Consider the following 26,245-nt stretch of genomic DNA (forward strand, 5'->3'; position numbering starts at 1 on the left):
TCGCGGCGCCCGTTGCGGTCGAACGATCAGCCGAGGGTGACGGCCGAGCGCAGCAGCGTCGCCTGCTCCGCGGCGTGCACCTTCGACGATCCGGTCGCGGGCGAAGCGGACGCCGGGCGCGAGATCGGACGGAACGTGCGGTCGCCGGGGACATCCGCGAATGCGAGCGCGAGGAACGGCCAGGCACCCTGGTTCTCCGGCTCCTCCTGCACCCAGACGAGCTCGGCGTTCGGGTAGGAGTCGGTGATGGCCTTGAGCTCGTCGATCGGCGTCGGGTACAGCTGCTCCAGGCGCACCAGGGCCACCTCGGGGTTCGGGTTCTTCTCCAGCTCGGCGCGCAGATCCCAGTGCACCTTGCCCGAGTGCACGAGCACGCGCTTGACGGCGGAACGGTCGAGACCGCGGTCGTCGTCGATGACCGGCTCGAAACGGCCCTGCGTGAAGGCCTCCACCGGGCTCGTCGCCCCGCGCAGGCGCAGCATCGCCTTCGGGGTGAACACGATCAACGGCTTGCGCGGACGGGCGTAGGCCTGGCGGCGCAGCAGGTGGAAGTGCGAGGCCGGGGTCGACGGACGCGCGACGATCATGTTCTCCTGAGCGCACAGCTGCAGGAACCGCTCGATGCGGGCGGAGGAGTGATCCGGTCCCTGGCCCTCGTAGCCGTGGGGGAGCAGGAGCGTGACGCTGGACTGCTGACCCCACTTCTGCTCGGCGGCGGAGATGTACTCGTCGATGACCGACTGGGCGCCGTTGACGAAGTCGCCGAACTGCGCCTCCCACAGCACGAGCGCTTCGGGCGCCTCGACCGAGTAGCCGTACTCGAACCCGAGCGCGGCGTACTCGCTGAGCAGGGAGTCGTAGACGAAGAAGCGGCCCTGCGCGTCGGACAGGTTCGACAGCGGCAGCCACTCCTGGCCGTTCGCGCGGTCGTGCAGCGCGGCGTGGCGCTGGACGAACGTGCCGCGGCGCGAGTCCTGTCCGGCGAGCCGCACCGGGGTGCCCTCGACCAGCAGCGACCCGAAGGCGAGGAGCTCGCCGAAGCCCCAGTCGATGTTGCCGTTGCGGCTCATGTCGAGGCGCTTCTCCAGCAGCTGCTGGATCTTCGGGTGCACCGTGAAGCCCTCGGGCTTGTTCACGAACGCGTCACCGATCAGCTGGATGACCTCGGCGGGGACGCCGGTGACCTCGGGCGCGCCCACCTGGTCCTCGACCGGCGGGAGCTCGGGCGCGATCGGCGTGGCACCCGTCTCGGCGGCGTGCGTCTCGGCGAAAGCGATCTCCAGGCGGTTCTGGAAGTCGGCCTTGGCCTCGTCGTACTCCTCCTCGGTGATGTCACCGCGACCGACCAGCGACTCCGTGTACAGGCGGCGCACCGACCGCTTGGCCTGGATGAGGTCGGTCATGAGCGGCTGCGTCATCGACGGGTCGTCGCCCTCGTTGTGACCGCGACGGCGGTAGCAGACCAGGTCGATCACGACGTCGCGGTGGAAGCGCTCGCGGTACTCGAACGCCAGCTGCGCGACGTGGATGACGGCCTCGGGGTCGTCGCCGTTCACGTGGAAGATGGGCGCCTGGATCGTCTTGGCCACGTCGGTCGCGTACACCGAGGTGCGGGCGTCGCTCGGGGTGGTCGTGAAGCCCACCTGGTTGTTGACCACGACGTGGATGGTGCCGCCCGTGCGGTAGCCGCGCAGCTGCGACATCTGCAGGGTCTCCACGACGACGCCCTGACCGGCGAAGGCCGCGTCGCCGTGCACGAGGATGGGCAGCCAGGCGAACGTGCCGATCGGCTTACGGTCCTGCTTGGCGCGGACGATGCCCTCCAGCACGCCGTCGACGGTCTCGAGGTGCGAGGGGTTGGCGGCGAGGTACACCGGGAGCGAGGAGCCGTCGTCGGCGACGAACGTGCCCTCCGTGCCGAGGTGGTACTTCACGTCGCCGGAGCCGCGCTGGTTGCCGGGCATCTGCGTGCCCTCGAACTCCCGGAACACCTGGCCGTAGGTCTTGCCGGCGATGTTGGTCAGCACGTTGAGGCGGCCGCGGTGGGCCATGCCGATCGCCGCGCCCTCGAGGCCCGCGGTCGCCGCGCCCTGGAGGATCTCGTCGAGCAGCGGGATGAGCGACTCGCCGCCCTCCAGCGAGAACCGCTTCTGGCCGACGAACTTCGTCTGCAGGAAGGTCTCGAACGCCTCGGCCTCGTTCAGCTTGCGGAGCACCCGCAGCTGCTCGTCGTGGCCGGGCTTCTGGTACTTGACCTCGACCTTCTCCTGGAACCAGCGGCGCTGCTCCGGGTCCTGGATGTGCATGTACTCGATGCCGAGCGTGCGGCAGTACGAGTCGCGCAGCACGCCGAGGATGTCGCGCAGCTTCGCCACGCGGCGCCCGCCGAAGCCGCCCGTGACGAACTCGCGGTCGAGGTCCCAGAAGGTCAGCCCGTGGCTCTCGATCTCCAGGTCGGGGTGCGAGCGCTGCACGTACTCGAGCGGGTCGATGTCGGCCATCAGATGGCCGCGCACGCGGAAGGAGTTGATCAGCTCCTGCACGCGGGACTGCTTGTCGACGCGCTCGGCCAGGTCGACCGCGATGTCGGGGTTCCAGCGGATCGGCGCGTACGGGATGCGCAGCGCGGCGAAGATGTCGTCGTAGAACCCGCGCTGCCCGATCAGCAGCTCGTGCACCTTCTTCAGGAACTCGCCGGACCCTGCGCCCTGGATGACACGGTGGTCGTAGGTGCTGGTGAGCGTGATGGTCTTGCCGATCGCGAGCTCGTTGAGCGTCTTCTCGCTCGCGCCCTGGAACTCGGCCGGGTACTCGAGGGCGCCGGCGCCGATGATGCAGCCCTGGCCCTTCATGAGACGCGGCACCGAGTGCACCGTGCCGATGCCGCCCGGGTTGGTGAGCGACACCGTGGTGCCCTGGAAGTCGGTGGCGGTGAGCTTGTTGCCGCGGGCGCGGGTGACCAGGTCCTCGTACGCGGCGAGGTACTCGGTGAAGGTCATGGTGTCGGCGCGCTTGATGCTCGGCACCATGAGGGCGCGCGTGCCATCGGGCTTGGGCAGGTCGATCGCGATGCCGAGGTTGACGTGCGCGGGGGCGACGACGGAGGGCTTGCCGTCGACCTCGGCGTAGAACACGTTCTGGCTGCGGAACTCGTCGAGCGTGCGGATGAGCGCCCAGCCGATGAGGTGCGTGAAGCTGACCTTGCCGCCGCGCGTGCGGGCCATGTGGTTGTTGATGACGATGCGGTTGTCGATCATCAGCTTGGCGGGGACGGTGCGGACGCTGGTCGCGGTGGGGACGGTGAGCGACTCGTCCATGTTCGCGGCGAGGGTCTTGGGCAGACCGCGCAGCGGCGTGACCTTGTCCTCTTCGGAGGACTCGACCGGCTCCTTCGACTCGGGCTTGGGCTTCGGCGCCTGCGCGGGGATCGGGGCGGCCGCGGCGGGCTTGGCCGTCGTGCGGGCGACGGGCTGCGCACCGATCACGGGGATGGGCGCGGTGACCGGATGCGCGGGTGCGGCTGCGGTGTCAGCCGGAGCGGATCCCGTCGCGCTCGTCCCGGCGGCCGTGGCCTCGGAGTGGTACTGCTCCAGGATGGGCCACCACTCCTTGTCGACCGAGTCGCGGTTCTCCTTGAACTGCTCGTAGAGCTCTTCGACGAGCCAGGAATTGGCTCCGAACCCCCCGTCGCCACCGACGCCGGTCACCTGGTTCGACACGCTCTATCGCCCTCTTTCATCGCTGAAGATCTTCGGTGCGGAGGCACGACGCAGGAATGCGTTCGGGCGCGCACACTCTCGACCACCAAGCCTAACCTGTTTCGCCCGGGTAATCGTCGAAGCCACCCGCCCGCGCCGTCCCGATCTCGGTACCGTGGAGGCATGGAGTTCTCAGGCGCGCAGCCCACCGTCGATCTGACCTATTCGGACGTCTTCCTGGTGCCGCGCCGGTCGGGCGTCACCAGTCGGCTCCAGGTCGATCTGGCCCCGCACGACGGCACCCCGGCGACCCTGCCGCTGGTGGCCGCAAACATGAACTCGGTCACCGGGCCCCGCCTCGCCGCGGTGCTCGCCCGGCGCGGTGCGCTCGGCGTGCTGCCGCAGGACCTCCCGCTGCAGGAGCTCGACGCGGCGATCCGCGATGTGAAGAGCCAGCCCGTGCTGTGGGACACGCCGATCGTGCTGCCCCCGCACGCCACGGTGGCCGAGGCGCTGCGACTGCTGCCGGCCACCAGCGGTCACGGGATCGTGGTCGCCCAGGGGTCCGGCCCGATCGACGTGGAGCGGATCCTCGGCATCCTGCCGGCGACCCGCCTCGCGACCGCCCTCCCCGACGCGCAGCTGGGCGACCTGGTCCACCGCGGCAGCCCGTCGATCGACGCCGACGACATCGGCTCGGAGCGGCACGCGTTCGACGTGATCACCGAGGCGGACGTCGACATGGTCACCGTGGTCCACCATGGGCACCTCGTCGGCACGCTGAGCGCCCGCAGCGCCCTCCGCGCCACGCTGTACCGCCCCGCCGTCGACGCGGACGGACGGCTCGCGGTGGCCGCGGCGGTCGGCATCAACGGCGACGTGGCCGCGAAGGCCCGCGCGCTCGCCGGTGCCGGGGTGGACGTGCTGGTGCTCGACACCGCCCACGGCCACCAGGAGGGCATGCTCCGCGCACTGCGCACGGTGGCCGAGCTCGGCCTCGGCCTCCCGATCGTCGCGGGCAACATCGTCACGGCCGACGGCGTGCGCGACCTCGTCGATGCGGGGGCCACGATCCTCAAGGTCGGCGTCGGCCCCGGCGCGATGTGCACGACGCGCATGATGACCGCCGTGGGGCGCCCGCAGTTCTCGGCGGTGCTGGAGACGGCGCAGGCCGCCCGCGAGGCCGGAGCGCACGTGTGGGCGGACGGGGGAGTGCGCTACCCGCGCGACGTCGCTCTCGCACTGGCGGCCGGCGCGGCCTCGGTCATGATCGGCTCGTGGTTCGCCGGCACGATCGAGGCGCCGGGCGAGCTGCAGCGCGACGCGGAGGGGCGCCTGTTCAAGGAGTCGTGGGGGATGGCGTCGACCAAGGCCGTGCAGGCGCGGTTCGAGCGCCTCGACGCGTACGAGCGCGCCCGCAAGGAGCTGTTCGCCGAGGGCATCTCCTCCTCGAAGATCTACCTCGACCCGCTGCGGCCGGGTGTGGAGGACCTGCTCGACATGATCACGTCCGGCGTGCGGTCCTCATTCACGTACGCGGGTGCTGCGACCGTGCCGGAGTTCCACGAGCGCGCGCTGGTCGGCCTGCAGTCCGCGGCCGGCTACGAGGAGGGCAAGGCGCTGCCCGTCAGCTGGTAGCACGGGCGCGGTCACGGCCGCGTTCTGTAGAATCGAGCGCACTATGGACGACCCCCCCAGTTGCCGAACATCGCCCCACCGTCCCGGACTCTCTGCGGAGAGGAATAGCTGATGGATTTCATCATGTTGGGCGTGGGGCTCCTGCTCACGGTCGGCACCGGCCTCTTCGTCGCGAGCGAGTTCGCCCTGGTCAATCTCGACCGGGCCGAACTGGAGGCGCGACAGGCCCGGGGCGAATCCCGGCTCTCGCTCACGATCAGCGCTCTCAAGCACACCTCGACGCACCTGTCGTCCGCGCAGCTCGGCATCACGCTGACCACGCTGCTCACCGGTTACACGATGGAGCCGGCGCTGTCGAACCTGCTGCGCCCGACGCTCGTCGCCTGGAGCATCCCCGAGGCCGCGGTCGCCCCGATCGCGACCGTCGTGGCGATGTTCGTGGCCACGGTGCTGTCGATGATCCTGGGTGAACTGGTCCCGAAGAACTTCGCGCTCGCGCTGCCCCTGGCGACCGCGAAGCTCGTGATCCCGTTCCAGACCGCGTTCACGGCCGTGTTCAAGCCCGCGATCGTGGTGCTCAACGGCAGCGCGAACGGCGTGCTGCGCGGCATGGGCATCGAGCCCAAGGAGGAGCTGTCCGGCGCCAGGAGCGCGGAGGAGCTGTCGTCTCTGGTACGCCGCTCCGCGAGCGCCGGGCTGCTGGAGGCCGACACGGCGACGCTGCTCGACCGCACCCTGACGTTCTCACGCCTCACGGCCGCCGACGTGATGACGGCCCGTCCGAGCATGCACGCGATCGCCGCGGGCGACTCGGTCGACGACGTGATCCAGCTCGCGCGCCGCACGGGCCACAGCCGCTTCCCGGTGTTCGACGAGGACCTCGACGACATCACCGGCGTCGTGCACCTGAAGGCCGCGATCGCCGTCCCGCGGGAGCGGCGGGCCGAGGTGCCCGTCGGCGCCCTGGCGACCGAGCCGCTGCGCGTGCCGGAGACCGCCCACGTCGACGCGCTGATCTCCGACCTCCGCGGCCGCGGCTACCAGCTGGCCGTCGTGGTCGACGAGTACGGCGGCACGGCGGGCATCGTGACCCTGGAGGACCTGGTGGAGGAGCTCGTGGGCGAGGTGTCCGACGAGCACGACCGCACGCGGGCCGGCATCATCCGCAACCGCGACGGCATCACGTTCCCCGGCGAGCTGCGCCCCGATGAGCTGCGCAGCCGTGCGGGCGTGGACGTGCCGGAGGGCGACGTGTACGACACCGTGGGCGGCTACGTCATGAGCGTGCTGGAGCGCGTGCCGGTCGTCGGCGACGAGGTGCCGCTGGAGAGCGGCACGCTGCACGTCGTCCGGATGGACGGCCGCCGGGTGGACCGGGTGCGCTACGTGCCCAGACCGGACTCCCTCGAGGCCGAGGAGGTGTCGCGATGAGCGATTGGGTCGGCCTCGCCTGGCTGGTCGTGCTGCTGGCGGCGAACGCGTTCTTCGTCGGCGCGGAGTTCGCGGTGATCTCCGCGCGGCGCTCGCAGATCGAGCCGCGCGCCGAGCGCGGGTCCCGGGCCGCGAAGACGGCGCTGTACGCGATGGAGCACGCCACGCTCATGCTCGCGACCTCGCAGTTGGGCATCACGATCTGCTCCCTGCTGATCCTGAACGTGTCGGAGCCGGCGATCCACCACCTGCTCGCGGTGCCGATGCACGCGCTGGGCTGGGCCGACGGCGCGGTCGACGTGGTCTCGTTCGTGATCGCGCTGCTCGTCGTCTCGTTCCTGCACGTGGTGTTCGGCGAGATGGTGCCGAAGAACCTGGCGTTCTCGGTGCCCGACCGCGCGGTGCTGATCCTCGCGTCGCCGCTGGTGTGGATCTCGAAGGTGTTCATGCCGGTGATCTGGTTGCTCAACGCGGCAGCCAACGGCGTGCTGCGGCTGTTCCGCGTCGAGCCGAAGAACGAGGCGGCCTCGACCTTCACGCTCGACGAGGTGGCCACGATCGTGAGCCAGTCCCGTCGCGAGGGCGTGCTGATGGACACCGCGGGCACCGTGACCGCCGCCGTCGAGTTCACCGACAAGAAGGCGCGCGACGTGGCGGTGCCGCTGGGCGACCTCGTGACGCTGCCGCAGACCACGACGCCGGACGACATCGAGAAGGCCGTGGCCCGCTACGGGTTCTCGCGCTACGTGATCGTCGACGACGAGGACACCCCGATCGGGTACGTGCACCTGAAGGACATCCTGCGCGCCTCGGAGGGGCCGGACGCGGACACGAAGGTGCACGAGCCGATCCCGGGCAAGCGGATCCACCACATGGTCCCCGTGCAGGAGGACACCGACCTGGAGGACGCGCTCGCCGTGATGCGATGCGCCGGCCGTCATCTGGCGAAGGTGCGCGACTCGGCGGGCGAGACGACGGCGGTGCTGTTCCTGGAGGACATCCTGGAGGAGCTCGTCGGTGAGGTGCAGGACGCGACGCGGCGCGTGCGCGGGCACTGACACCACAGCCGTCCAGCGCGAAGGCCGCCGTTCCCGATGGGGCGGCGGCCTTCGTCGTCGAGAGGCGGTTCAGCGCCAGCGGGCGCGCTCGTACTGCGGCGGCCACGCGACCTCGGCACCGAGCTCGTGCGCCGCACGCAGCGCGAAGTGCGGGTCGCGCAGCCACTCCCGACCGGCGAAGATCGCATCCGCCGCGCCGTCGGCCAGCACCTGCTCGGCCTGTGCGGCGGCGGTGATGAGGCCGACCGCCGACACCGGGATGCGGCCGCCCTGGCGCACGGTCTCCGCGAGCGGCACCTGGTAGCCGGGCGACACGGCGATGCGCTGGTGCGCGACGAGCCCGCCGCTGGACACATCGATCAGGTCGGCGCCGTGCTCGGTCGCCCACGCCCCGACCACTGCGGCCTCGTCGGGCGTGAACCCGCCCTCGGCGTGGTCGGTCGCCGAGATCCGCACGAACACCGGGACGTCGTCGCCGGCGGTCGCGCGCACGGCGTCGAGCACCCGCAGCAGCAGCCGGGCACGGTTGTGGAGCGAGCCGCCGTACTCGTCGTCGCGGTGGTTCGACAGCGGTGACAGGAACTGGTGCAGCAGGTAGCCGTGCGCGCCGTGCAGCTCCAGCACGTCGAAGCCGGCGTCGAGCGCGCGCCGCGCCGACGTGGCGAACGCCTCGACCACGCGGTCGATGCCCGCCGCGTCGAGGGCGACCGGATCCGCGAACCCGTCGAAGGCCACGGCGGACGGAGCCACGGTGGTCCAGCCGCCCTCGGTCGCGGGCACGGAGCCGCGCTCGGGCGCCCACGGCCACCATGTCGACGCCTTGCGACCCGCGTGCGCGAGCTGGATGCCGGCGAGCGAGCCCCGGTCGTGGATCGCCCGGACGACGGGGGCGAGGGCGTCGCGCTGCTCGTCGGTCCACAGCCCGAGGTCGCGCGGCGAGATGCGACCCTCCGGCACCACGGCGGTGGCCTCGGCGACGATCAGCCCGGCGCCGCCCGAGGCGAACTGCGCCAGGTGGGCGTGGTGCCACTCCTGCGCGACGCCGTCGAGGGCGCTGTACATGCACATCGGGGAGACCCACAGGCGGTTGCGGAACGTGGTCGAGCGGATGGTCAACGGGGAGAAGAGGAGGCTCACGGTTCGACGCTACCGGGGCTCGGGAGGCGGCGGGGCCGCCCGCTAACGTGGAGGCATGAGCGAAGCGCGCGAGTGGTCACGCGTCGACACGGCCCGGTTCGTCCGCGCCGCGACACGCGACGACGACAAGTACTCGCGCGGCGTGGTGGCCCTGCGCACCGGTTCGCCCGCGTACCCCGGGGCCGCGGTGCTCGGTGTCGAGGCCGCGTGGCGCGCCGGGGCGGGCTTCGTGCGGTATGCGGGAGAGCAGCGCGTGATCGACGCCGTGCTCGCCCGCCGCCCGGAGACCGTGGGCGGGCCCGACACCGGGCGCACCCGGGTCGGAGCGTGGGTCATCGGCTCCGGCACCGACCCCGAGGAGCGGACGGACGCCGAGGCGCGGGCGCTGCGCGAGATCGTGTCGGGCACGGCCCCGGTCGTGATCGACGCCGGCGCACTCGACCTGGCGTCCGGCGCGACCGCGCCGTTCGTCGTGACCCCGCACGCGGGGGAGTTCGCCCGGCTTCGGGAGCGCCTCGGTCTCGTCGACGCGGATCAGGACACGGCGGCCGAGGTACGACGGATGGCCGCGGAGCTGCACGGCGTCGTGCTGCGCAAGGGGGCCCGCACGCTGATCGCGGGACCCGACGGCCCGGTGATCGCCGTGGACGCGGGCACCGGGTGGCTCGCGACCGCGGGCACGGGCGATGTGCTGGCCGGCGTGCTCGGGGCCGTGATCGCGGCCAACCCCGGTGCCCCGCTCGCCGAGGTGGCCGCGGCCGGCGCCTGGCTGCACGGGCACGCCGCGCGCATCGCCGCGGGGGTGGGTGAGGGTGGCACGGGCCACCCGATCGTCGCGCTGGACGTGGCGGAGGCGCTGCCCCTCGCGATCGCGGACGTCCTGTCGTGACCCGGCGCGTGCCCGCCCAGACGATCGCGCTGTGGGCCGCGTTCCTCCTGGTGCATCTGCTCACCGCGCTCGCGGGGTGGATCTACCCGAGCCAGCCGATGGGCGACGTCGTGCTGGTGTACGAGCCCTGGTCGTCGGCAGCGCTCGGCGGCGGCCCGGTCGTGGGCGTCACCGAACCGTGGGTGTACCCCCAGCTCGCGCTGCTGCCGATGCTGCTCACCGGGCTCCTGGCCACCCCGCTCGTGCCCCTGCTCGGCGTCTCGTCCGCGTACCTCGTGGCCTGGGCGGTGCTGGTGGGCGTGCTCGACGCTGTCGCGTTCGCCGTGCTGGTCGGGCGTCGTCCGGGCCGGGCGCGCACGGCCGCGGCGTGGTTCTGGTGCGCCGCGCTCCTGCTGCTCGGACCCATCGCGCTGTATCGGATCGACGCGGTCACCGTGCCGATCGCGGTCGTCGCCGGCCTGTGGCTGCTGTCGCGGCCCGCGCTCGCCGCTGCCCTCCTGACGGTCGGCGCGTGGATCAAGATCTGGCCGGGCGCGCTGCTGCTCGCGGCGGTGGTGGCCGGGCGCCGGCGGTGGCGGCAGCTCCTGGCGGCGCTGGTGGTCACGGCCGTCGTGCTCGGGGGGCTCGTGCTGCTCGGTGCCCGGTCGGAGATCCTCGGGTTCCTCACCGCGCAGACCGGTCGCGGCCTGCAGATCGAGGCGGTCGCGGCGACGCCGTTCCTGTGGCTCGCGGTGGCCGGTGCCGCCCGCATCGAGTACAGCTTCGACATCCTCACGTTCCAGATCACCGCGCCGGGCGTCGATGCGGTCGCCGCGGTCCTCACGCCGCTGATGGCCGTGGCGGTCGTCGCGGTCACCGCCCTCGGGGCGGTCACGGCCGCGCGCGGTGCGGCGTTCGGCCGGTTGTTCCCGCCGCTCGCGCTCGCGCTCGTGACGGTGCTGATCGTCGGCAACAAGGTGGGGTCGCCGCAGTTCCAGACCTGGCTTCTCGCGCCCGTGATCCTCTGGATCGTGTGGGACAGGGCGCGCGCGACGGTGCCCGCCGTGCTGGTGCTGGCGCTGTGCCTGGTCACGTGCCTGATCTACCCGCTCACCTACGACGCGCTGCTGCGGGCCGAGCCCGTGCCCGTGCTGCTGCTCACGCTGCGCAACGTGCTGCTCATCGTCCTGACCATCGTGAGCCTGCGCGCCGTCCTGCGCGTTCCCGCCGTCCGTCCCCCTCGAATCAAGGAGTGAACCCATGCTGATCGCCTTCTCCGTCGCCCCCAGCGGCACACCGGCCGACGGTGCCGTCGACCGCTCCGACGCCTCCGTCCACGACGCGGTGGCCGCCGCCGTGCGCGTGGTGCGCGCCTCCGGGCTCCCGCACCGCACGACGAGCATGTTCACCGAGATCGAGGGCCCCGACTGGGACACCGTGATGGACGTGGTCAAGCGTGCGACCGAGGCGGTCATGCCGTTCGGCTCCCGCGTGTCCCTCGTGCTCAAGGCCGACATCCGTCCGGGGTACTCGGGCGAGCTCGACGCGAAGGTCGAGCGCCTGGAGGCGGCGATCGACGAGGCCGACGCCCGCTAAGCTGAACCGGTGAATCCCTCGACCGCATCGAGGGGTGCGGCGAAGAGGGCGCTCCTCTCTCTCGCCATCGGCAGCTTCGGCATCGGCATGACCGAATTCGTCGTGATGGGGCTGCTCCCGAACATCGCCGCCGACCTGCTGCCGTCCGTCTGGGCGACCAGCCAGGAGGAGGCGCTGAGCCAGGCCGGCTGGCTGATCTCGCTCTACGCGCTCGGCGTGGTGATCGGCGCGCCGACGATCGCGGGTTTCGTCGCCCGGTTCCCGCGCCACCGCGTGATGATCGTGCTGGCCCTCGCGCTCACCGTGTTCAACGCGCTGACCGTCGTGCTGCCCACGTTCGAGCTCGTCGGCGCATCGCGGTTCCTGGCGGGCCTGCCGCACGGCGCCTACTTCGGGATCGGCGCGCTCGTGGCCGCCGACGTGATGGGTCCGGGCAACCGCGCGAAGGGCGTCGCCTTCATCCTCACCGGGCTCACGGTCGCGAACGTCGTGGGGGTGCCGCTGGGCACGTACCTCGGGCAGCAGTGGGGCTGGCGTGCCGCGTTCGCCGTCGTCGCGCTGGTGTTCGCCCTCGCCACGCTCTGCATCGCCCTGTTCGTGCCTGAGCACCCGGGCGACCCTGGTCGCACGATGCGCGCGGAGCTCGGGGTGTTCCGCATCGGACAGGTGTGGTTCACGCTCGGCGTCGGCGCGATCGGCTTCGGCGGCTTCTTCGCCGTCTACAGCTACATCGCGCCGCTGGTCACCGAGGTCGCGGGGTCGCCCGAGTGGGCGGTGCCGATCGTGCTGGTGCTGATGGGGCTGGGCATGACCGCGGGCAACCTGGTCGGCGGGCACCTCGCCGACATCGACCTCCGGCGCACGCTGCTGGGTGGCCTGGCCGCGATGGGCGTCGTGTTCGCGCTGCTGGCGGTGCTGTCGTTCTGGATCGTGAGCCTCGGCCTGCTGGTGGTGCTGGTCGGCTTCGTCTCGTCCGTGCTCAGCCCCACCATCCAGACGCGGCTCATGGACGTCGCGGGCGACAACCAGTCGATCGCCGCGGCCATGAACCACTCCGCGCTGAACGTCGGCAACAGCCTCGGCGCGTTCCTGGGCGGCGTCGTGATCGCGCTCGGCTGGGGCTTCACCGCTCCCGCGTGGACCGGCGCCGCGCTCGCGGTCGCCGGACTGCTCATCGCGCTGCTGTCGTACCGGGTGGAGGCGCGTCGCGCCCCAGCGGTCGTCGTACTCGCGTCGTAGAGTGACGGGGTGACGATCCCCGACGACGAGCTGCCGCTGGCGGGGACGGCCGTGCTGCTGCGACCCGCCGACGAGGGCTTCCGCGTGCTGCTGCTGCGGCGGCCGGAGCGCGGCTCGTTCGCCGGAGCCTGGGTTTTCCCCGGCGGCAAGGTCGAGCAGGGCGACCGCCGCGACGGCGCCGAGCGCGTGGACGATGCGCGGCGGGCGGCGGTGCGCGAGACCGCGGAGGAGGTGGGCCTCGCGATCGACGGGCTCGTGCCCCTGTCGGAGTGGCGGCCGCCCGCGGAGGCTCCCGTCCGCATCCGCACCTGGTTCTTCCTCGCCGAGGCTCCGCGGGCCGAGGCCGTGCCGTCCGAGGCGGAGGTCGCGGAACTCGCCTGGGTCACCCCGGCGGAGGCCCTCGGCCGACACGCGTCGGGGGAGTGGACGCTGTTCCCGCCCACCTGGGTCACGCTGCACCGGCTGTCGATGCACGACCGGGTGTCCGCGGCGGTCGCGTCGGCCGGGGCGGCGGAGCTGTTCCAGACGCGTGTGCTCGACGGCGGGCGGGCCTTCGCGTGGGAGCAGGGCACGCTGCATGCCGCGGCACGTCCGTGGAGCTTCGCCCCGGCGTGAGCTCAGGCGTCGAGGAGGCGTCGCAGCTGCGTGCCGACCGCGTCGGTCTCGATCAGGAAGCCGTCGTGGCCGAAGTCGCTCGCCAGCACCACCGCGTCGTCGTCGAGCACGGTGGGGATGCTGCGGGCGATACGCTGCTGGCCGTCGACGGGGAACAGCCGGTCGCTGTCGATGCCGAGCACGAGGGTCGTGGCCGTCACCGCGCGCAGCGCCTCCTCCACACCACCGCGACCGCGCCCCACGTCGTGAGAGTTCATGGCCTCGACCAGGGTGATGTAGCTGTTGGCGTCGAACCGGCGCGTGAACTTGTTGCCGTGGAAGTCGAGGTACGACTCCACCGCGAAGCGTCCGCCGTGCCCGAGCGGTGACACGTCGGACTGCCACGACCGCTGGAACCGCTGGTTGAGCTCGATCGGGCTGCGGTAGTTCAGCAGGGCCATGCGCCGGGCGAGGGCGAGGCCGCGGTGGGGGCCGTCGCCGTCGGAGAGGTCGTAGTACTCGCCGCCCTGGAAGCGCGGATCCATGCGGATGGTCTCGAGCTGCACCGTGTTCAGGGCGATCTGGTCGGCCGTGGTCACCGGTGGCGAGGACAGCACGGCGAGCCGCTCGACGCGGGCGGGATGGGTGACCGCCCACTCCAGCGCGTGCATGCCGCCCATCGAGCCGCCGATCACCGCCGCCCAGGTGTCGATGCCGAGCGCGTCGGCCAGGCGCACCTGCGCGGCCACCTGATCGCGGATCGTGAGGTAGGGGAAGCGCGACGCCCACTCGTAGCCGTCGGGGGCGATGCTCGCCGGTCCGGTCGAGCCCTGGCAGCCGCCGAGCATGTTCGGCGCGATCACGAACCACCGGTCGGTGTCAAGCGCCGCGCCCGGCCCGACGATGTCCTCCCACCAGCCGGCCGTGGGGTGTCCGGCTCCTGCCTCGCCGCGCACGTGGCTGTCGCCGGTGAGCGCGTGGAGCACGAGCACGGCGTTGTCCCGTGCGGCGTTCAGCTCGCCCCAGGTCTCGTACGCCAGCCGGATGCCGGGGAGCTCGGCCCCGCTCTCGGTGCGGAACGACCCGAAGGCGGCGAAGCGGCGCCCGCCCACGGGGTCTCCGTCGCGCCATGCGCCGGTCGCGGGCGGTCGGGCACGGAGCAGACGGACGTCGGCCTCCGTCACGGGTGCCGACGGCACCGTGTCCTCGGAGGTCGTCTGCCAGTCCATCCCCCCATTCTCGCCTGGCGGGCGGCGCTCCGGCGGCAGGTTACGCGGCGGGGACGACGGATGCCCCGGACCGCGTGGTCCGGGGCATCCGTGCGAGACGGTCCGCTCAGGCGCGGGCGGCCTCCGAGACGACGCGCGCGGCGGCGAGGGCCTGGTCGAGGTCGGCCTTCAGGTCGTCGATGTTCTCGAGCCCCACCGACAGACGCACGAGGCCCGGCGTGACACCCGCCGTGAGCTGCTGCTCGGGCGTGAGCTGCGCGTGCGTCGTGGAGGCGGGGTGGATGACGAGCGAGCGCACGTCGCCGATGTTGGCGAGGTGGCTGAACAGCGACAGGCTGTTGACGAACTCGCGACCGGCCTCCACGCCGCCCTTGAGCTCGAACGACAGCACCGCGCCGACGCCCTTCGGCGCGTACTCGTTCGCCTTGGCGTACCACGGCGAGGAGGGCAGACCCGAGTAGTTGACCGACGCGACGTCGTCGCGGCCGTCCAGCCACTCGGCGATCTCCTGGGCGTTCTGCACGTGGCGCTCGATGCGCAGCGACAGGGTCTCCACGCCCTGGATGAGGTTCCACGCGCTCTGCGGCGCGATGGAGGAGCCGAGGTCGCGCAGCAGCTGCACGCGGGCCTTGATGATGTAGGCGAGCGCGTCGCCGACCGCGGCCGTGTAGCTCGCGCCGTGGTACGAGGGGTCGGGCTCGGTGAGGCCGGGGAACTTCTCGACGTTCTCCGACCACGCGAAGCGGCCGCCGTCGATCACGACGCCGCCGATGGTCGTGCCGTGGCCGCCGAGGAACTTGGTGATCGAGTGGACGACGATGTCGGCGCCGTGCTCGAACGGGCGGATGAGGTAGGGCGTCGCGATCGTGTTGTCGACGATCAGGGGGACCCCGTTCTCGTGCGCGATGTCGGCGACCGTGCGGATGTCGAGCACGTTGATCTGCGGGTTGCCGATCGTCTCGGCGAAGAACAGCTTGGTGTTCGGACGGACGGCGCGGCGCCACTCCTCGGGGTCGTCCTGGTTCTCGACGAACGTGACCTCGATGCCGAGCTTGGCGAGCGTGTACTTGAAGAGGTTGTAGGTGCCGCCGTAGATCGAGCTGGAGGCGACGAAGTGGTCGCCGGCCTGGGCGATGTTGAGGATCGCGAAGGTCGAGGCGGCCTGGCCGCTGGACAGGACGAGGGCGCCGGTGCCCCCTTCGAGGGCCGCGAGGCGCTGCTCGAGCACGTCCTGGGTCGGGTTCTGGATGCGGGTGTAGATGTTGCCGAACTCGGCCAGCGCGAACAGGTTCGCGGCGTGGTCGGCGTTGTCGAACACGTACGACGTGGTCTGGTAGATCGGCGTCGCACGCGCCTTCGTGACCGGGTCGGGTGCGGCGCCCGAGTGGATCTGCTTGGTCTCGAAACGCCAGGTCTCGGGTGCGGACATGTGTTCCCCCTGGAACGGTCGGAAGTCGGATGGCTGGTGCCCTTGCAGCGAGAGTACGGAACTTCCCCCGCTGTCAACAGCGGCCGGGAAATGTGACGTAACACAGCGCTCCTCACCTCGAGCGGAGGACGCAGGTCTTCCGCTCGGCCGCCGTGCCGGTTACCGTACCTGCCAGGCGCGGCCGACGGGCCGGCGGACAGGAGACCCCCATGACTGTCGACCACCTCGGTGCGGGCGCACACGATGACGAACCCCGGGGCCTGCCCCGCCGGACCGTGCTGGCGGGCGCGGTCTGGTCCGTGCCGGTGATCGCGCTGGTGACCGCCGCGCCGGCCGCGGCGGCGTCGGCCGAAGGGCTGGGCCGATTCGTGATCGAGACCATGCAGGGCGGCACCTGGGTGGACCCGCAGTACTACGGCGCATCGATCCAGCTGCGCAACGACGACACGCAGGCGGCCACGATCCCGGTGGCGGACATCACCAGCGGCACGGTCACCGTCACCATGAATCGAGCCGACGTCGGCGCGCTGCAACCGGTCGTCATCGCGAACGCCGGCGGGTCGAGCCCGTCCGTTCCCGCGCTCCCGGCGACCGACCCGACCTGGACCGCGGGGGGCGTGACCGACAACGGCGACGGCACCGTGACGTACACACTGGCGTACGTGGGCAGCGTCGCGGGGCAGGGGGTCACGCACGTCACGTTCGGCATCCTCGGTCCGACGCCGCTGAACTCGGGTATCCCCGTGACGGTCACCTCGACGGGGAGCCCCAGCGACGGCACCGTGCACACGCGCACCGCCACGCTGTTCTGACGTTCGCGGCACCACGGCGATCGTCGCTCGGGAATCGGGTGAGGACATCGTACGGTGGAGGGCATGGCGAACAGACGTGCAGTGGTGACAGGGGCGAGTTCCGGGATCGGCGCGGCGACGGTGCGCGCGCTGCGGGGGCGGGGATGGGACGTGGTCGGCGTCGCCCGCCGGGAGGACCGCCTGCGGGCCCTGGCGGCGGAGACCGGGGCCTCGGTGATCGCGTGCGACCTGACCGACGGTGCCGCCGTGTCGGCCCTGGTCGGAGAGCTTGAGCGTTCGGGTCCGCTGCACGCGCTGGTGCAGGTCGCCGGGGGCGCGCGCGGGACGGACCGCGTGGAGGATGCCGCGATCGACGACTGGCAGTGGATGTTCGACGCGAACGTGCTGGCCACGCAGCGCCTGGTCGCGGGGCTCCTGCCCCTCCTGCGGGCGACGGCCGAGGTGGACGGGCACGCGGACACGGTGTTCGTGACCTCGACCGCCGCGCAGACGGCGTATCCGGGCGGGGCGGGGTACAACGCGGCGAAGGCGGCCGAGGGCATGCTGGTGCGGGCCCTGCGCCAGGAGCTCAACGGCGAGCCCATCCGGGTCGTGGAGGTCGCACCGGGGATGGTGCACACGGAGGAGTTCACGCTCAACCGTCTCGGCGGCGACGCGGTCGCGGCGGAGGCGGTGTACGCCGGGGTCGAGGCGCCCCTCCTGGCCGACGACGTCGCCGATGTGATCGCCTACGCGCTGGGGGCTCCCGCACACGTCAATCTCGACCTGATCACGATGCGCCCGGTGGCGCAGTCCGCCCAGCACCTGCTCGCGCGGGGTCCGCTGCGCGTGCGGACCGCGGAGTGATGGCGGGCCGCGGCCTCGCCGAGCTCGCGCGCGACGGACTGATCGATCCGGGCTGGGCAGAGGCTCTGGCTCCCGCGCAGGAGCGGATCACCGCGCTCGGCGAGCGGCTCCGTGCGGAACAGGCGGCCGGTCGCGGCTACCTTCCCGCGGGCGAGAACGTGCTGCGGGCGTTCCAGCGGCCGCTGTCCGAGGTGCGGGTGCTCATCACGGGGCAGGACCCGTACCCCACGCCGGGGCATCCGATCGGGCTGTCGTTCGCGGTGGACCGCCACGTGCGACCGCTGCCGCGGAGTCTGACGAACATCTACAAGGAGCGCGAGAGCGACCTCGGTCTCCCGCCCGCGCTGCACGGCGACCTCACGGCGTGGAGCGACCAGGGCGTGCTGCTGCTCAACCGGGTGCTCACCGTGCAGCCGGGCGCGGCGGGCTCGCACCGCCGCTGGGGCTGGGAGGAGGTGACAGAGCTCGCGATCCGTGCGCTCGTCGCCCGGGACCAGCCGCTCGTCGCCGTGCTGTGGGGCAGGGACGCCGCGAACCTCCGTCCGCTGCTCGGCGACACGCCGGTGATCGAATCCGCGCACCCGTCGCCGCTCTCGGCGAGCCGCGGCTTCTTCGGTTCGCGGCCCTTCTCCCGCGCCAACGCGCTGCTGGCGGAGGCGGGCGGCGACCCGGTGGACTGGCGGGTGGAGGGCGAGGCGGAGGCCTCCCTAAGCTGAGCGCATGCAGTTCGAGCCGGGGGACCGTCGCCGGGTGCTGCCGCGCCATCTGCGACCGGCACCGGCTCCCGAGGTCTTCGCGTACGCCATCCGGCCCGCGCGTCCCGCCGACCTCCCTCACGTGCGCGAGATCTACAACCACTTCGTGAGCAACTCGGCGGTCACGCTCGACGAGCGCCGCAGCACGATCCCGTCCTGGCGGGAGAAGTATGCGCTGCTCGACCGTCTCGGGCTCCCGTTCCTGGTGGCGGTGTCGCCATCGGGGGCCGTGCTGGGCTACGCGGTGGCGCAGCCGTGGGCGGGCAAGAACGCGTACCGCTACACGGTCGAGGACTCGATCTACCTCGGCCCGGGGGCGGGCGGGAAGGGGCTGGGGTCGGCGCTCCTGCAGGCGCTCATCGACGCGTGCGAGCAGCGCGGCATCCGCGAGATGGTCGCGGTGATCAGCGACCGCGGGGCCGAGGCGTCGATCCGGTTGCACGAGAAGCTCGGCTTCGTCGAGGCGGGGCGGATGGGACGCGTCGGACACAAGTTCGGCCGCGACCTCGGCACCGTGTACCTGCGCCGGGCGCTGCGCCCGTCCCGGCCGCGTCGCGGCGCGCTGTTCGGCCGCTCCCGCTGAGCCTCAGCCCTCCGCAGGCCCGGGGATGACCGGGATCGCCGCCAGCAGCGCCCGCGTGTAGTCGTGCGCGGGGTGCAGCAGCACGTCCGCCGTCGCACCGCGCTCGACGATGCGGCCGTCCTTCATCACCACGACCGTGTCGCACAGGTTCTGCACCACGCCGATGTCGTGCGAGACGAGCAGCAGCGTCAGCTCGGAGGTCGCCTTGAGCTCGCGCAGCAGGTCGAGGATCTGCGCGCGCACCGTGACGTCGAGGGCGGACAGCGGCTCGTCCCCCACGAGGATGCGCGGACGATGCACGATCGCGCGGGCGAGGGCGATGCGCTGCCGCTGCCCGCCGGAGAACTCGTGCGGGTAGCGGTCGCCCATGTCCGGCTCGAGCCCGACCTGGGCGAGCACTTCCCGTACGCGTGCCCGGTGGTCGCCCTCGATGCCCAGGGCCCACAGGGGCTCCCGCACGATCTGGCCCGCGGTCATGCGGGGGTCGAGCGAGGCGTACGGGTCCTGGAACACGAGCCCGGTCTGCCGTCGCAGCCAGTGCAGCGCCCGGGCGGAAGCCGCGGCGTCGACCGCACGACCGTCCACCGCGACCGTTCCGGCGGTCGGGCGGTCTAGCCCGAGGAGCAGCCGCACCAGGGTGGACTTGCCCGACCCCGACTCGCCGATGATGCCGACCGACGACCCCTCGACCACGTCGAGGTCGGTGGGCTCCAGCGCGGTCTGCCGCCGCGTGCGCTCGAAGGTCGTGCGCTTCGGTACCACGAAGTCCCGCCGCAGGCCGCGCGCCTCGATCAGGCTCATGCCGCACCGCCTTCCGGCCGCCACAGGGTGGCGGTCGCATCGCGCAGCAGCCCCTGCGTCACGGGGGAGGCGGGGGTGCTCAGCAGGGTCGACACGGGTGCGGCCTCGACGACCCTGCCGTGTTCGAGCACCACGCCCGCGGTCGCCACCTGGGCCAGCACCGCGAGGTCGTGCGTGATGAACACGAGCGACATGCCCTCGTCTTCCACGAGCCCCAGCAGCAGGGACAGGATCTCCGCCTGGATCGTCACGTCGAGCGCCGTGGTGGGTTCGTCGGCGATGAGCAGCCGAGGGCGGCAGGCGAGGGCCATCGCGATCGCCACCCGCTGCCGCTGCCCGCCCGAGAGCTGGTGCGGGTAGCGGTCGACGATGGTCTCGGGGTCGGGGAGCCGCACGCGTGCTGCCTGGGCGATCGCGCGCTCCCTGGCCTCGCGCTTCCCGAGACCCTGGTGGATGCGGATCGACTCGGCGATCTGCCGCCCCACGGTGCGGATCGGGTTCAGGGCCGTACGCGGCTCCTGGAACACGATGCCGATGTCGTCGCCGCGCAGCCGCGCGAGCTCCCGGTCGGGAAGGCCGATCAGCTCGGTGCCGTCCCAGCGGATGCTGCCGTGCGCGGTCGCCCCGTCCGGGAGCAGCCCGAGCACTGCAAGCGCCGTGAGCGACTTTCCGGAGCCGGATTCGCCGATCAGCCCGACCCTGGCGCCATCGGGCACCTCGAACGACACGCCGTCGACCAGGCGTCGCCCGTCGAGCTCGACGACCAGGTCCTCCACCACCAGGCTCACGCGACCACCGCCGGGGTGTGCGTCTCGGCGGCGCGGTGTCGCAGGGTCGGGTCGGTCGCCTCGCGCAGTCCGTCGCCCAGCAGGTTGAGCGCCAGCACCGTGAGGGTGATGGTCAGTCCCGGCCAGATGACCGTGAGCGGGTGCACGCCGATGTAGCGCTGCAGATCGGCGAGCAGCAGGCCCCAGCTCGGCTCGACCACCGAGGCGCCGAAGCCGAGGTAGGACAGGCCGGCCTCGGCGAGCACGGCCACCGCCATCGACCACGACAGCTGCACGATGAACACCGGGGCCACGTTCGGCAGCAGGTGGCGCACGAGCGTCTGCGCCGGTGTCAGCCCCGAGGCGCGGGCGGCGAGGATGAAGTCGCTCTGCTGCACGCGGCGCAGCTCGGGGCGCGTGACCCGGGCGATGTTCACGCCGAACCCGATGCCGACCGCCCAGATGACGACCCACAGCGACCCGCCCCAGACCGACGAGATCATCATGGCGATGAGCAGCACCGGGAACGCGATCAGGATGTCGACGAGCACGGCCACGGTCTCGCGCACGAGCCGCGTGGTGAGCGCTCCGAGGGCCGCGAGCGCGATGCCGACGAGCGTGGCGATGAGGCCGGCGCCGACACTGACGAACACGGTCGTGCGGGCACCGGCCATCAGCAGACTGAGGATGTCGCGCCCGGTGTCGTCGGTGCCCAGCAGGTGGGGGAGGCCCGGCGGCAGCCAACGGTCGCCGATGTCGGAGGCGCGCGGGTCGAACGGCGTCCAGAACAGCGATACGAGGGCCGCGAGCGCGATGACGGCGACCACGATCAGGCCGAAGCGTCCGGTCGCGGTCTGCCACAGCCGGTGCAGCCAGCGGGGGGTCATGCGGCCTCCCGCTGTCTCGGGTCGATCGCGCGATGCAGCAGGTCGACCACGAAGCCCACGACCAGGACGAACCCGGTGAGCACGAGCAGCTCGCTCTGCACCTTGATCAGGTCGCGTGTGCCCACGTCGGCCACCAGCATCCGGCCGATGCCGGGCAGGGTGAACAGCTGCTCGATCACGACGGAGCCGACGATGATCCCGGCGACCTGGAGCCCGAGCACCGTCACGATCGACAGCCCGACCGCCGGGATGCCGTGCTGGATCAGGGCGCGCGTGCGGGTGAGCCCTTTGGCCGCGGCCGTGCGCACGAAATCCTGACCGGCGGCCTGGAGCGTGGCGCTGCGCACGAACCGCATGAGCATCGCGCCCTCCACGATCCCGATGGTCAGCGCGGGAAGCAGCAGCGCCTCGATGGCCCGGCCCGGTGTCGACCAGCCGGTGCGCGGAAAGCCCTGCGGCGGGAGCCAGCCGAGCCACACGGAGAACACCACGATCAGCATCATGCCCGCCCAGACCACCGGAACGGCCGCGAGCGCCTGCGCACCGACGCTGAGCGCCGTCCCGCCGCGCCGGCCGCGCAGAAGGGCCGCGAGGATCCCGAACGGCACGGCGATGAGCACCGCGATCAGCAGCGACAGCAGGCCGAGCGGCACCGTGACCTGCGCCTTGAGCAGCAGCTCCTCGCCGACGGACGCGCCGGAGAGGAGGGAGGTGCCGAGGTCGCCGCGGAAGATGCCGCCGATCCAGTCGGTGTACTGCGCGAGCAGGGGACGGTTCAGGCCGAGCGACTCCCGGAGGGCTTCGACCTCGGAGGGCGAGGCCTGGGTCCCGGCGATGAGCTGGGCGACGTCACCGGGGAACACCCGGAGGGTTAGGAAGATGAGCGCGCTCGACACGAGGAGCCCTGCGATGAGCAGGGCCCCTCGGACGAGCGCGTAGCGCAGCACGGGGTCGGAACCGGGCGCTCAGTCGGCGCTGCTGACGGTGACGTCCGCCAGGTTGATGCGCGAGTTGATCGAGTCCTCCGGGAAGCCCGAGACGATCGGGCTGACCGCGGTGATGGTCTCGCCGTTGTACAGCCAGTCGGCCGCGTGGTCCTCCGACACGATGCGGGCGGCCTGGGCGAGCAGCTTCGCCGAGGCGTCGGGGTCGACCTCGGCCAGCGCCTGGGCGTACAGGTCCTGCACCTCGGCGTTGTCGTAGCCGAAGTAGTAGTCCGGGTTGGCGAAGTTGCCGAAGTCGCGCGGCTCGACGTGCAGCACGAAGCTGAGGTCGTAGTCCTTGTTGGTGTAGACGTCTTCGAGCCAGGTCGGGAACTCCACCGAGTCGACCTCGAGGTTCACGCCGACCTTGTCGAAGTCGGAGATGAGCACCTTCGGGACGGTCGTGCCGTAGAACGAGGGGATCGTGAGCGTGAGGTCGAGGTCCTCCTGCCCCGCCTCGGCCAGCAGCTCCTTCGCGCGCTCCGGGTCGTAGGAGATCACGTCGGAGAGGTCCTCGTAGCCCGGGTCGAGCTCGGGGATCGGCCCGTACAGCGGGGTGCCGGCTCCGACGGCCTCGATCAGCGCGTCGTGGTCGATCGCCAGGCGCAGCGCCTCACGCACGCGCACGTCGTCGAGCGGCGCCTTCTTGTTGTTGAACGCGAGTGTGGCCTTGTCGGTCGTGCGGCCCTTCGTGAGGGTGAAGTCGCCGGAGTCCTCCAGCTGTGATGCGAGGTTCGGGTCGACGGCGGTGAGCACGTCGACGTCGCCGGCGAGCGCCGCGTTCACGCCGGCGGTGAAGTCGGGGATGTACTGGAACTCGACCTCGGCGACGCTCACCGGGTCGCCCCAGTACTCGTCGTTGCGCGCGAACGTGATGGTGCTGCCCTTGTTCCAGCGCGAGAGCGTGAACGGGCCGGTGCCGTTCTCCGCGGTCTTCAGATCGGTCGTGTCGCCGGTCTTGAACACGAGTCCGGCCGGGCCCGTGAGTGCGAACAGGAAGTTCTGGTTCGGCGCAGACAGCACGATCTGCACGGTGGTCGGGTCGGGGGCGGTGATCGAGGCGACCGACGCGAACTCGGCGTTGCCCTGCACGGTGGCGTCGGTGCGCACGGTCTCGTACGACGAGACGACGTCGGCGGAGGTCAGGGGAGTGCCGTCGTGGAAGACGACTCCGTCGTTCAGCGTGAACGTGTAGGTCAGCCCGTCGTCCGACACCTCGTAGTCCGAGGCCAGACGCCCCTCGATCTCGTTCTCCTGCGTGCGGCTGACGAGGCCCTCGTAGATGTTGTCGATGAGGATCTGCTCGAGGGCGGCGCCGCTCGTGTGGCGGATGTCGAGGTTGGTGGGCTCGAGCACGAGCCCCACGTGCAGCGTCGCGTTCGAATCGGGCTCGCCGGTCCCGGTGGAGGGTCCGGGCTCTGCGGAGCCGGAGCAGGCGCTGAGCACGACGGCGGTGGCCGCGAGTGCGGAGATCAGCGCGAGGCGTCGGTGACGAAAGAACATGGGTGTTTCCTCTCGGTGCGGCAGGTGCTGTGTGCCGGTGGGACGAGCCTAGGGTTGCGGGGAGGTGCGGGGGTCGGCGACGGAACGGAACGTCATATTCCGCCGGTCGCCGACGTGGTGCGCGAGGTCAGGAGCGCAGCCAGCTCGGCGGGCGCGGTCTCCTGCACGTTGTGGGTGGCGTCGAGCACCACCACGCGGGCGGCGGGGAGGCGGCGCTGCAGCTCGGCGGCGTCCTCGGCGCTCACGAAGCCCCGCTCCGCCCGGACCAGCGTCAGCGGGGAGCGCACGCCGGCGAGGTCGTCCCAGCCGGTCTCGTGCAGGACGGACGGGGCGGCGGGGGTGCCGGGGTCGTGCGCCGACAGCGCCTGCGCCGCGAGGTGGGCGAAGTGGTGCTTCCACTCGATCCGGCCGTCGTCGCGCACACGCGTGTTGAGGAAGACGCCGCGCTCGGTCTCGGGGCGGGTGCCGCCGAAGCCGAGCGCCATGGCCTTGTCGACCAGCTCGTCGCGGGTGGCGAAGTCGGTCGGGCCCTCGTAGAACGCCCGCAGCGCCGCGGGGCCGGCGGTCACGTCCACTCCCGGCGTGATGTCGACGACCACGAGTTCGGCCACGAGGTCGGGGCGGGCCGCGGCGAGGGCGGCGCCGGTGAGCCCGCCGAGGGACTGGCCGACGACCACCTGCGGCTGGGTCGTCCAGGCGTCGAGCGCGGCGGCCACGTCGGCGGCGAGCACGCGCGGGGTGTAGTCGGCGTCGTCGCGCCACGAGGAGTCGCCGTGACCGGCGAGGTCGATCGCGAGCACCGGCTGCTGCAGGGCCAGCGCGGTCGTGTCCCACGTGTGCGCGTTGAGCCCGGCCCCGTGCAGGAGCGTGATCCGGGGCGCGCCCGTGCCGAACCGGAGGGCGCTGAGGGTGCGGCCGTCCGCGAGCGGGAGTGTCAGGCGCTGCACCTCCGGGAGGGGGACGCCGAGCGCTTCGGCCTGTGCGGGAAGATAGGTGAACTCGCTGGTGTCGATCGCCACGGGGCTATTCTGCGCCCCTGCCACGCCGACGCGGAAATGCGAGAGCATTGTGACAAAAAGCTGCGGTCGATTACTTCTCGTTTCGATGTACATCATCGCGAGTAGCTTGACCTTCTGCATTTCCGGGTGTGCGCGCTCGCCGGTCGCTGCGCCTCGACCGCGCCATATCATGGAGGCATGACCGAACAGCGCGTGCATCTCTCCAAGACCGAGCCGGCTGCGTATCAGGCCCTCGACGCGTTCTCCAAGACGGTCGGCTCCATCTGTGCGGCGAACGGGATCGATGACCGGCTCAAGGAGCTCGTCATGATCCACTGCTCGCAGTTGAACGGGTGCAGCTATTGCACGCGCATCCATGTCGATCGCGCGGCCGCCGCCGGGATCGACGCCGACACGCTCACGCAGATCCCCGTGTGGCGCGAGAGCGGGGTCTTCAGCGACCGGGAGCGGGCAGCGCTCGAGCTCGCCGAGGCGTTCACGTTCATCGCGGAGGACGGCATCTCCGACGAGGTGTACGACCTGGTCGGCAGCGTCTTCACCGAGAAGGAGTACGCCGCGCTGAGCTGGGCCTGCGTATCGATCAACGCATTCAACCGCATCGTCATCGCCGGTCGCTACCCGGTGCCGCCGCGCACCGCACCGGCCGCGTCATGACCGTTCTCGACGTCGAGGGCGTCTCGAACGTCCGAGACGTGGGCGGGATGCAGGCGGAAGGTGGGCGCATCCGCTCGGGTGTGCTGCTGCGGTCCGGTCAGCTCTCCACCGCGACGCCCGCCGGGGCCGCTGTCCTGCGGGACGCCGTGGCGCGCATCGTGGATCTGCGCGACGGGGAGGAGGTCGCCGCGGAGCCGAGCGAGATCGACGGGCCGGAGACGACGCACCTGCCGCTCTTCCTCGGGTCCGTCCGCTCCTTCTTCGAGTCGGACGTGAGCCTCGACGACCTGTACCTGCACCTGCTGGAGGAGAGCGGCGACCGGCTGGTGGAGGCCGTCCGCATCATCGCCGCCGGCGACCCGACCCTGGTGCACTGCACGGTGGGCAAGGACCGCACCGGGGTGACCGTCGCGCTCGCCCTGTCGGCCGTCGGCGCCGATCGGGAGGCGGTGATCGCGGATTACGCGCTCACCGAGTCGCAGCTGCCGCCGGAGCGCTCGCGGCGCATCGCGGAGTACCTGCGCTCACAGCACCCGGAGGCGGTGCACGCGGTGGCCCTTGCCACGCAGTCGCCCGCCGACGTCATGCGACGGCTGCTCGCGCAGGTCGATGAGCGCTGGGGCTCGGCGGCGGGATACCTGCGCGCCAACGGCATGACCGAGGGCGAGCTCGACGCCCTGCGTGCCGCCCTGGTCGAGCCCATCGACTGAGGTCGACG

General features: G+C 71.8%; 24 protein-coding genes. 14 read left to right on the forward strand and 10 right to left on the reverse strand.

The window, feature by feature from the left end; all coding sequences use genetic code 11:
• Nucleotides 1-26: 26 nt before the first annotated feature.
• A complete protein-coding gene (locus ACFWCH_RS12140) occupies nucleotides 27-3,719 on the reverse strand; it encodes a multifunctional oxoglutarate decarboxylase/oxoglutarate dehydrogenase thiamine pyrophosphate-binding subunit/dihydrolipoyllysine-residue succinyltransferase subunit (protein WP_206251454.1) in 3,693 nt (1,230 codons plus the stop codon).
• A 162-nt stretch (nucleotides 3,720-3,881) separates the two neighbouring features.
• On the opposite strand from ACFWCH_RS12140, the gene ACFWCH_RS12145 reads away from it, so the two are divergent.
• The 3 genes from ACFWCH_RS12145 (at nucleotide 3,882) to ACFWCH_RS12155 (ending at nucleotide 7,825) form a co-directional block, all read left to right on the forward strand.
• Nucleotides 3,882-5,336, forward strand: a complete 1,455-nt coding sequence (locus tag ACFWCH_RS12145) for a GuaB1 family IMP dehydrogenase-related protein (protein WP_136030866.1) — start codon at nucleotides 3,882-3,884, stop codon at nucleotides 5,334-5,336.
• Nucleotides 5,337-5,447: 111 nt separating this feature from the next.
• Nucleotides 5,448-6,767 carry a hemolysin family protein gene (locus tag ACFWCH_RS12150; RefSeq protein ID WP_136030868.1) on the forward strand — a complete coding sequence of 440 codons (1,320 nt, stop codon included), beginning with the start codon at nucleotides 5,448-5,450 and terminating at the stop codon, nucleotides 6,765-6,767.
• The gene (locus tag ACFWCH_RS12155; RefSeq protein ID WP_378803596.1) at nucleotides 6,764-7,825 is read left to right on the forward strand and encodes a hemolysin family protein; all 1,062 of its coding nucleotides are present in this window, start codon (nucleotides 6,764-6,766) and stop codon (nucleotides 7,823-7,825) included. Before ACFWCH_RS12150 ends, ACFWCH_RS12155 begins: the two co-directional genes overlap by 4 nt.
• 69 nt (nucleotides 7,826-7,894) lie before the next feature.
• On the opposite strand, the gene ACFWCH_RS12160 is transcribed toward ACFWCH_RS12155, so the two are convergent.
• A complete protein-coding gene (locus ACFWCH_RS12160) occupies nucleotides 7,895-8,962 on the reverse strand; it encodes an NADH:flavin oxidoreductase/NADH oxidase (protein WP_206251452.1) in 1,068 nt (355 codons plus the stop codon).
• A gap of 55 nt (nucleotides 8,963-9,017) precedes the next feature.
• Here ACFWCH_RS12160 and ACFWCH_RS12165 point away from each other — a divergent pair, with 55 nt between their 5' ends.
• Genes ACFWCH_RS12165 through ACFWCH_RS12185 form a run of 5 tightly spaced genes read left to right on the forward strand, consistent with a single transcriptional unit; the run spans nucleotide 9,018 to nucleotide 13,280 of the window.
• On the forward strand, nucleotides 9,018-9,851 hold the full coding sequence (locus tag ACFWCH_RS12165) for an NAD(P)H-hydrate dehydratase (protein ID WP_378803597.1): 834 nt from the start codon (nucleotides 9,018-9,020) through the stop codon (nucleotides 9,849-9,851).
• Nucleotides 9,852-9,859: 8 nt separating this feature from the next.
• The gene (locus ACFWCH_RS12170) at nucleotides 9,860-11,086 is read left to right on the forward strand and encodes a hypothetical protein (protein WP_378803598.1); all 1,227 of its coding nucleotides are present in this window, start codon (nucleotides 9,860-9,862) and stop codon (nucleotides 11,084-11,086) included.
• 4 nt (nucleotides 11,087-11,090) lie between these two features.
• Nucleotides 11,091-11,426, forward strand: a complete 336-nt coding sequence (locus tag ACFWCH_RS12175; protein WP_136044556.1) for a thiamine-binding protein — start codon at nucleotides 11,091-11,093, stop codon at nucleotides 11,424-11,426.
• A gap of 9 nt (nucleotides 11,427-11,435) precedes the next feature.
• Nucleotides 11,436-12,665 (forward strand): MFS transporter, encoded by a 1,230-nt coding sequence (locus ACFWCH_RS12180; protein ID WP_378803599.1) that lies wholly within the window; start codon nucleotides 11,436-11,438, stop codon nucleotides 12,663-12,665.
• 9 nt (nucleotides 12,666-12,674) lie between these two features.
• The gene (locus ACFWCH_RS12185) at nucleotides 12,675-13,280 is read left to right on the forward strand and encodes an NUDIX domain-containing protein (RefSeq protein ID WP_378803600.1); all 606 of its coding nucleotides are present in this window, start codon (nucleotides 12,675-12,677) and stop codon (nucleotides 13,278-13,280) included.
• 2 nt (nucleotides 13,281-13,282) lie between these two features.
• Here the strand turns inward: ACFWCH_RS12185 and ACFWCH_RS12190 are convergent, their stop codons facing one another.
• Nucleotides 13,283-14,488, reverse strand: a complete 1,206-nt coding sequence (locus ACFWCH_RS12190) for a homoserine O-acetyltransferase (protein ID WP_136044555.1) — start codon at nucleotides 14,486-14,488, stop codon at nucleotides 13,283-13,285.
• A gap of 106 nt (nucleotides 14,489-14,594) precedes the next feature.
• Nucleotides 14,595-15,917 carry a bifunctional o-acetylhomoserine/o-acetylserine sulfhydrylase gene (locus tag ACFWCH_RS12195; RefSeq protein ID WP_378803601.1) on the reverse strand — a complete coding sequence of 441 codons (1,323 nt, stop codon included), beginning with the start codon at nucleotides 15,915-15,917 and terminating at the stop codon, nucleotides 14,595-14,597.
• A gap of 209 nt (nucleotides 15,918-16,126) precedes the next feature.
• On the opposite strand from ACFWCH_RS12195, the gene ACFWCH_RS12200 reads away from it, so the two are divergent.
• The 4 genes from ACFWCH_RS12200 (at nucleotide 16,127) to ACFWCH_RS12215 (ending at nucleotide 18,913) form a co-directional block, all read left to right on the forward strand.
• Nucleotides 16,127-16,729, forward strand: coding sequence for a hypothetical protein (locus ACFWCH_RS12200; protein WP_247638621.1), 603 nt, complete (start codon nucleotides 16,127-16,129; stop codon nucleotides 16,727-16,729).
• 63 nt (nucleotides 16,730-16,792) lie between these two features.
• A complete protein-coding gene (locus ACFWCH_RS12205; RefSeq protein ID WP_168442850.1) occupies nucleotides 16,793-17,575 on the forward strand; it encodes an SDR family oxidoreductase in 783 nt (260 codons plus the stop codon).
• On the forward strand, nucleotides 17,575-18,291 hold the full coding sequence (locus ACFWCH_RS12210) for a uracil-DNA glycosylase (protein WP_378803856.1): 717 nt from the start codon (nucleotides 17,575-17,577) through the stop codon (nucleotides 18,289-18,291). The genes ACFWCH_RS12205 and ACFWCH_RS12210 overlap by 1 nt, the downstream gene beginning before the upstream one ends.
• A gap of 4 nt (nucleotides 18,292-18,295) precedes the next feature.
• A complete protein-coding gene (locus ACFWCH_RS12215) occupies nucleotides 18,296-18,913 on the forward strand; it encodes a GNAT family N-acetyltransferase (RefSeq protein ID WP_136032614.1) in 618 nt (205 codons plus the stop codon).
• A gap of 3 nt (nucleotides 18,914-18,916) precedes the next feature.
• Here the strand turns inward: ACFWCH_RS12215 and ACFWCH_RS12220 are convergent, their stop codons facing one another.
• The 6 genes from ACFWCH_RS12220 to ACFWCH_RS12245 all read right to left on the reverse strand — a co-directional run bounded on the left by ACFWCH_RS12220 (nucleotide 18,917) and on the right by ACFWCH_RS12245 (nucleotide 24,873).
• Nucleotides 18,917-19,714: an ABC transporter ATP-binding protein gene (locus ACFWCH_RS12220; protein ID WP_136032612.1), complete on the reverse strand. Its 798-nt coding sequence runs from the start codon at nucleotides 19,712-19,714 to the stop codon at nucleotides 18,917-18,919.
• Complete coding sequence (locus tag ACFWCH_RS12225) at nucleotides 19,711-20,502, reverse strand: ABC transporter ATP-binding protein (protein WP_136044552.1); 792 nt, start codon at nucleotides 20,500-20,502, stop codon at nucleotides 19,711-19,713. The genes ACFWCH_RS12220 and ACFWCH_RS12225 overlap by 4 nt, the downstream gene beginning before the upstream one ends.
• Nucleotides 20,499-21,368 (reverse strand): ABC transporter permease, encoded by an 870-nt coding sequence (locus ACFWCH_RS12230; protein ID WP_136032608.1) that lies wholly within the window; start codon nucleotides 21,366-21,368, stop codon nucleotides 20,499-20,501. Before ACFWCH_RS12230 ends, ACFWCH_RS12225 begins: the two co-directional genes overlap by 4 nt.
• Nucleotides 21,365-22,315 carry an ABC transporter permease gene (locus tag ACFWCH_RS12235; RefSeq protein WP_136032606.1) on the reverse strand — a complete coding sequence of 317 codons (951 nt, stop codon included), beginning with the start codon at nucleotides 22,313-22,315 and terminating at the stop codon, nucleotides 21,365-21,367. Before ACFWCH_RS12235 ends, ACFWCH_RS12230 begins: the two co-directional genes overlap by 4 nt.
• Nucleotides 22,316-22,333: 18 nt before the next feature.
• Nucleotides 22,334-23,854 carry an ABC transporter substrate-binding protein gene (locus ACFWCH_RS12240; protein ID WP_136036870.1) on the reverse strand — a complete coding sequence of 507 codons (1,521 nt, stop codon included), beginning with the start codon at nucleotides 23,852-23,854 and terminating at the stop codon, nucleotides 22,334-22,336.
• Nucleotides 23,855-23,946: 92 nt separating this feature from the next.
• Nucleotides 23,947-24,873, reverse strand: coding sequence for an alpha/beta fold hydrolase (locus ACFWCH_RS12245; RefSeq protein WP_378803602.1), 927 nt, complete (start codon nucleotides 24,871-24,873; stop codon nucleotides 23,947-23,949).
• 177 nt (nucleotides 24,874-25,050) lie between these two features.
• On the opposite strand from ACFWCH_RS12245, the gene ACFWCH_RS12250 reads away from it, so the two are divergent.
• Together ACFWCH_RS12250 and ACFWCH_RS12255 are read left to right on the forward strand one after the other, a co-directional pair.
• Nucleotides 25,051-25,527, forward strand: coding sequence for a carboxymuconolactone decarboxylase family protein (locus ACFWCH_RS12250; protein ID WP_136036868.1), 477 nt, complete (start codon nucleotides 25,051-25,053; stop codon nucleotides 25,525-25,527).
• Nucleotides 25,524-26,237 (forward strand): tyrosine-protein phosphatase, encoded by a 714-nt coding sequence (locus tag ACFWCH_RS12255; RefSeq protein ID WP_247638625.1) that lies wholly within the window; start codon nucleotides 25,524-25,526, stop codon nucleotides 26,235-26,237. The genes ACFWCH_RS12250 and ACFWCH_RS12255 overlap by 4 nt, the downstream gene beginning before the upstream one ends.
• Nucleotides 26,238-26,245 lie beyond the last annotated feature (8 nt).

The organism is Microbacterium sp. NPDC060132, assembly GCF_042729675.1.
GTDB lineage: Bacteria > Actinomycetota > Actinomycetes > Actinomycetales > Microbacteriaceae > Microbacterium > Microbacterium sufflavum.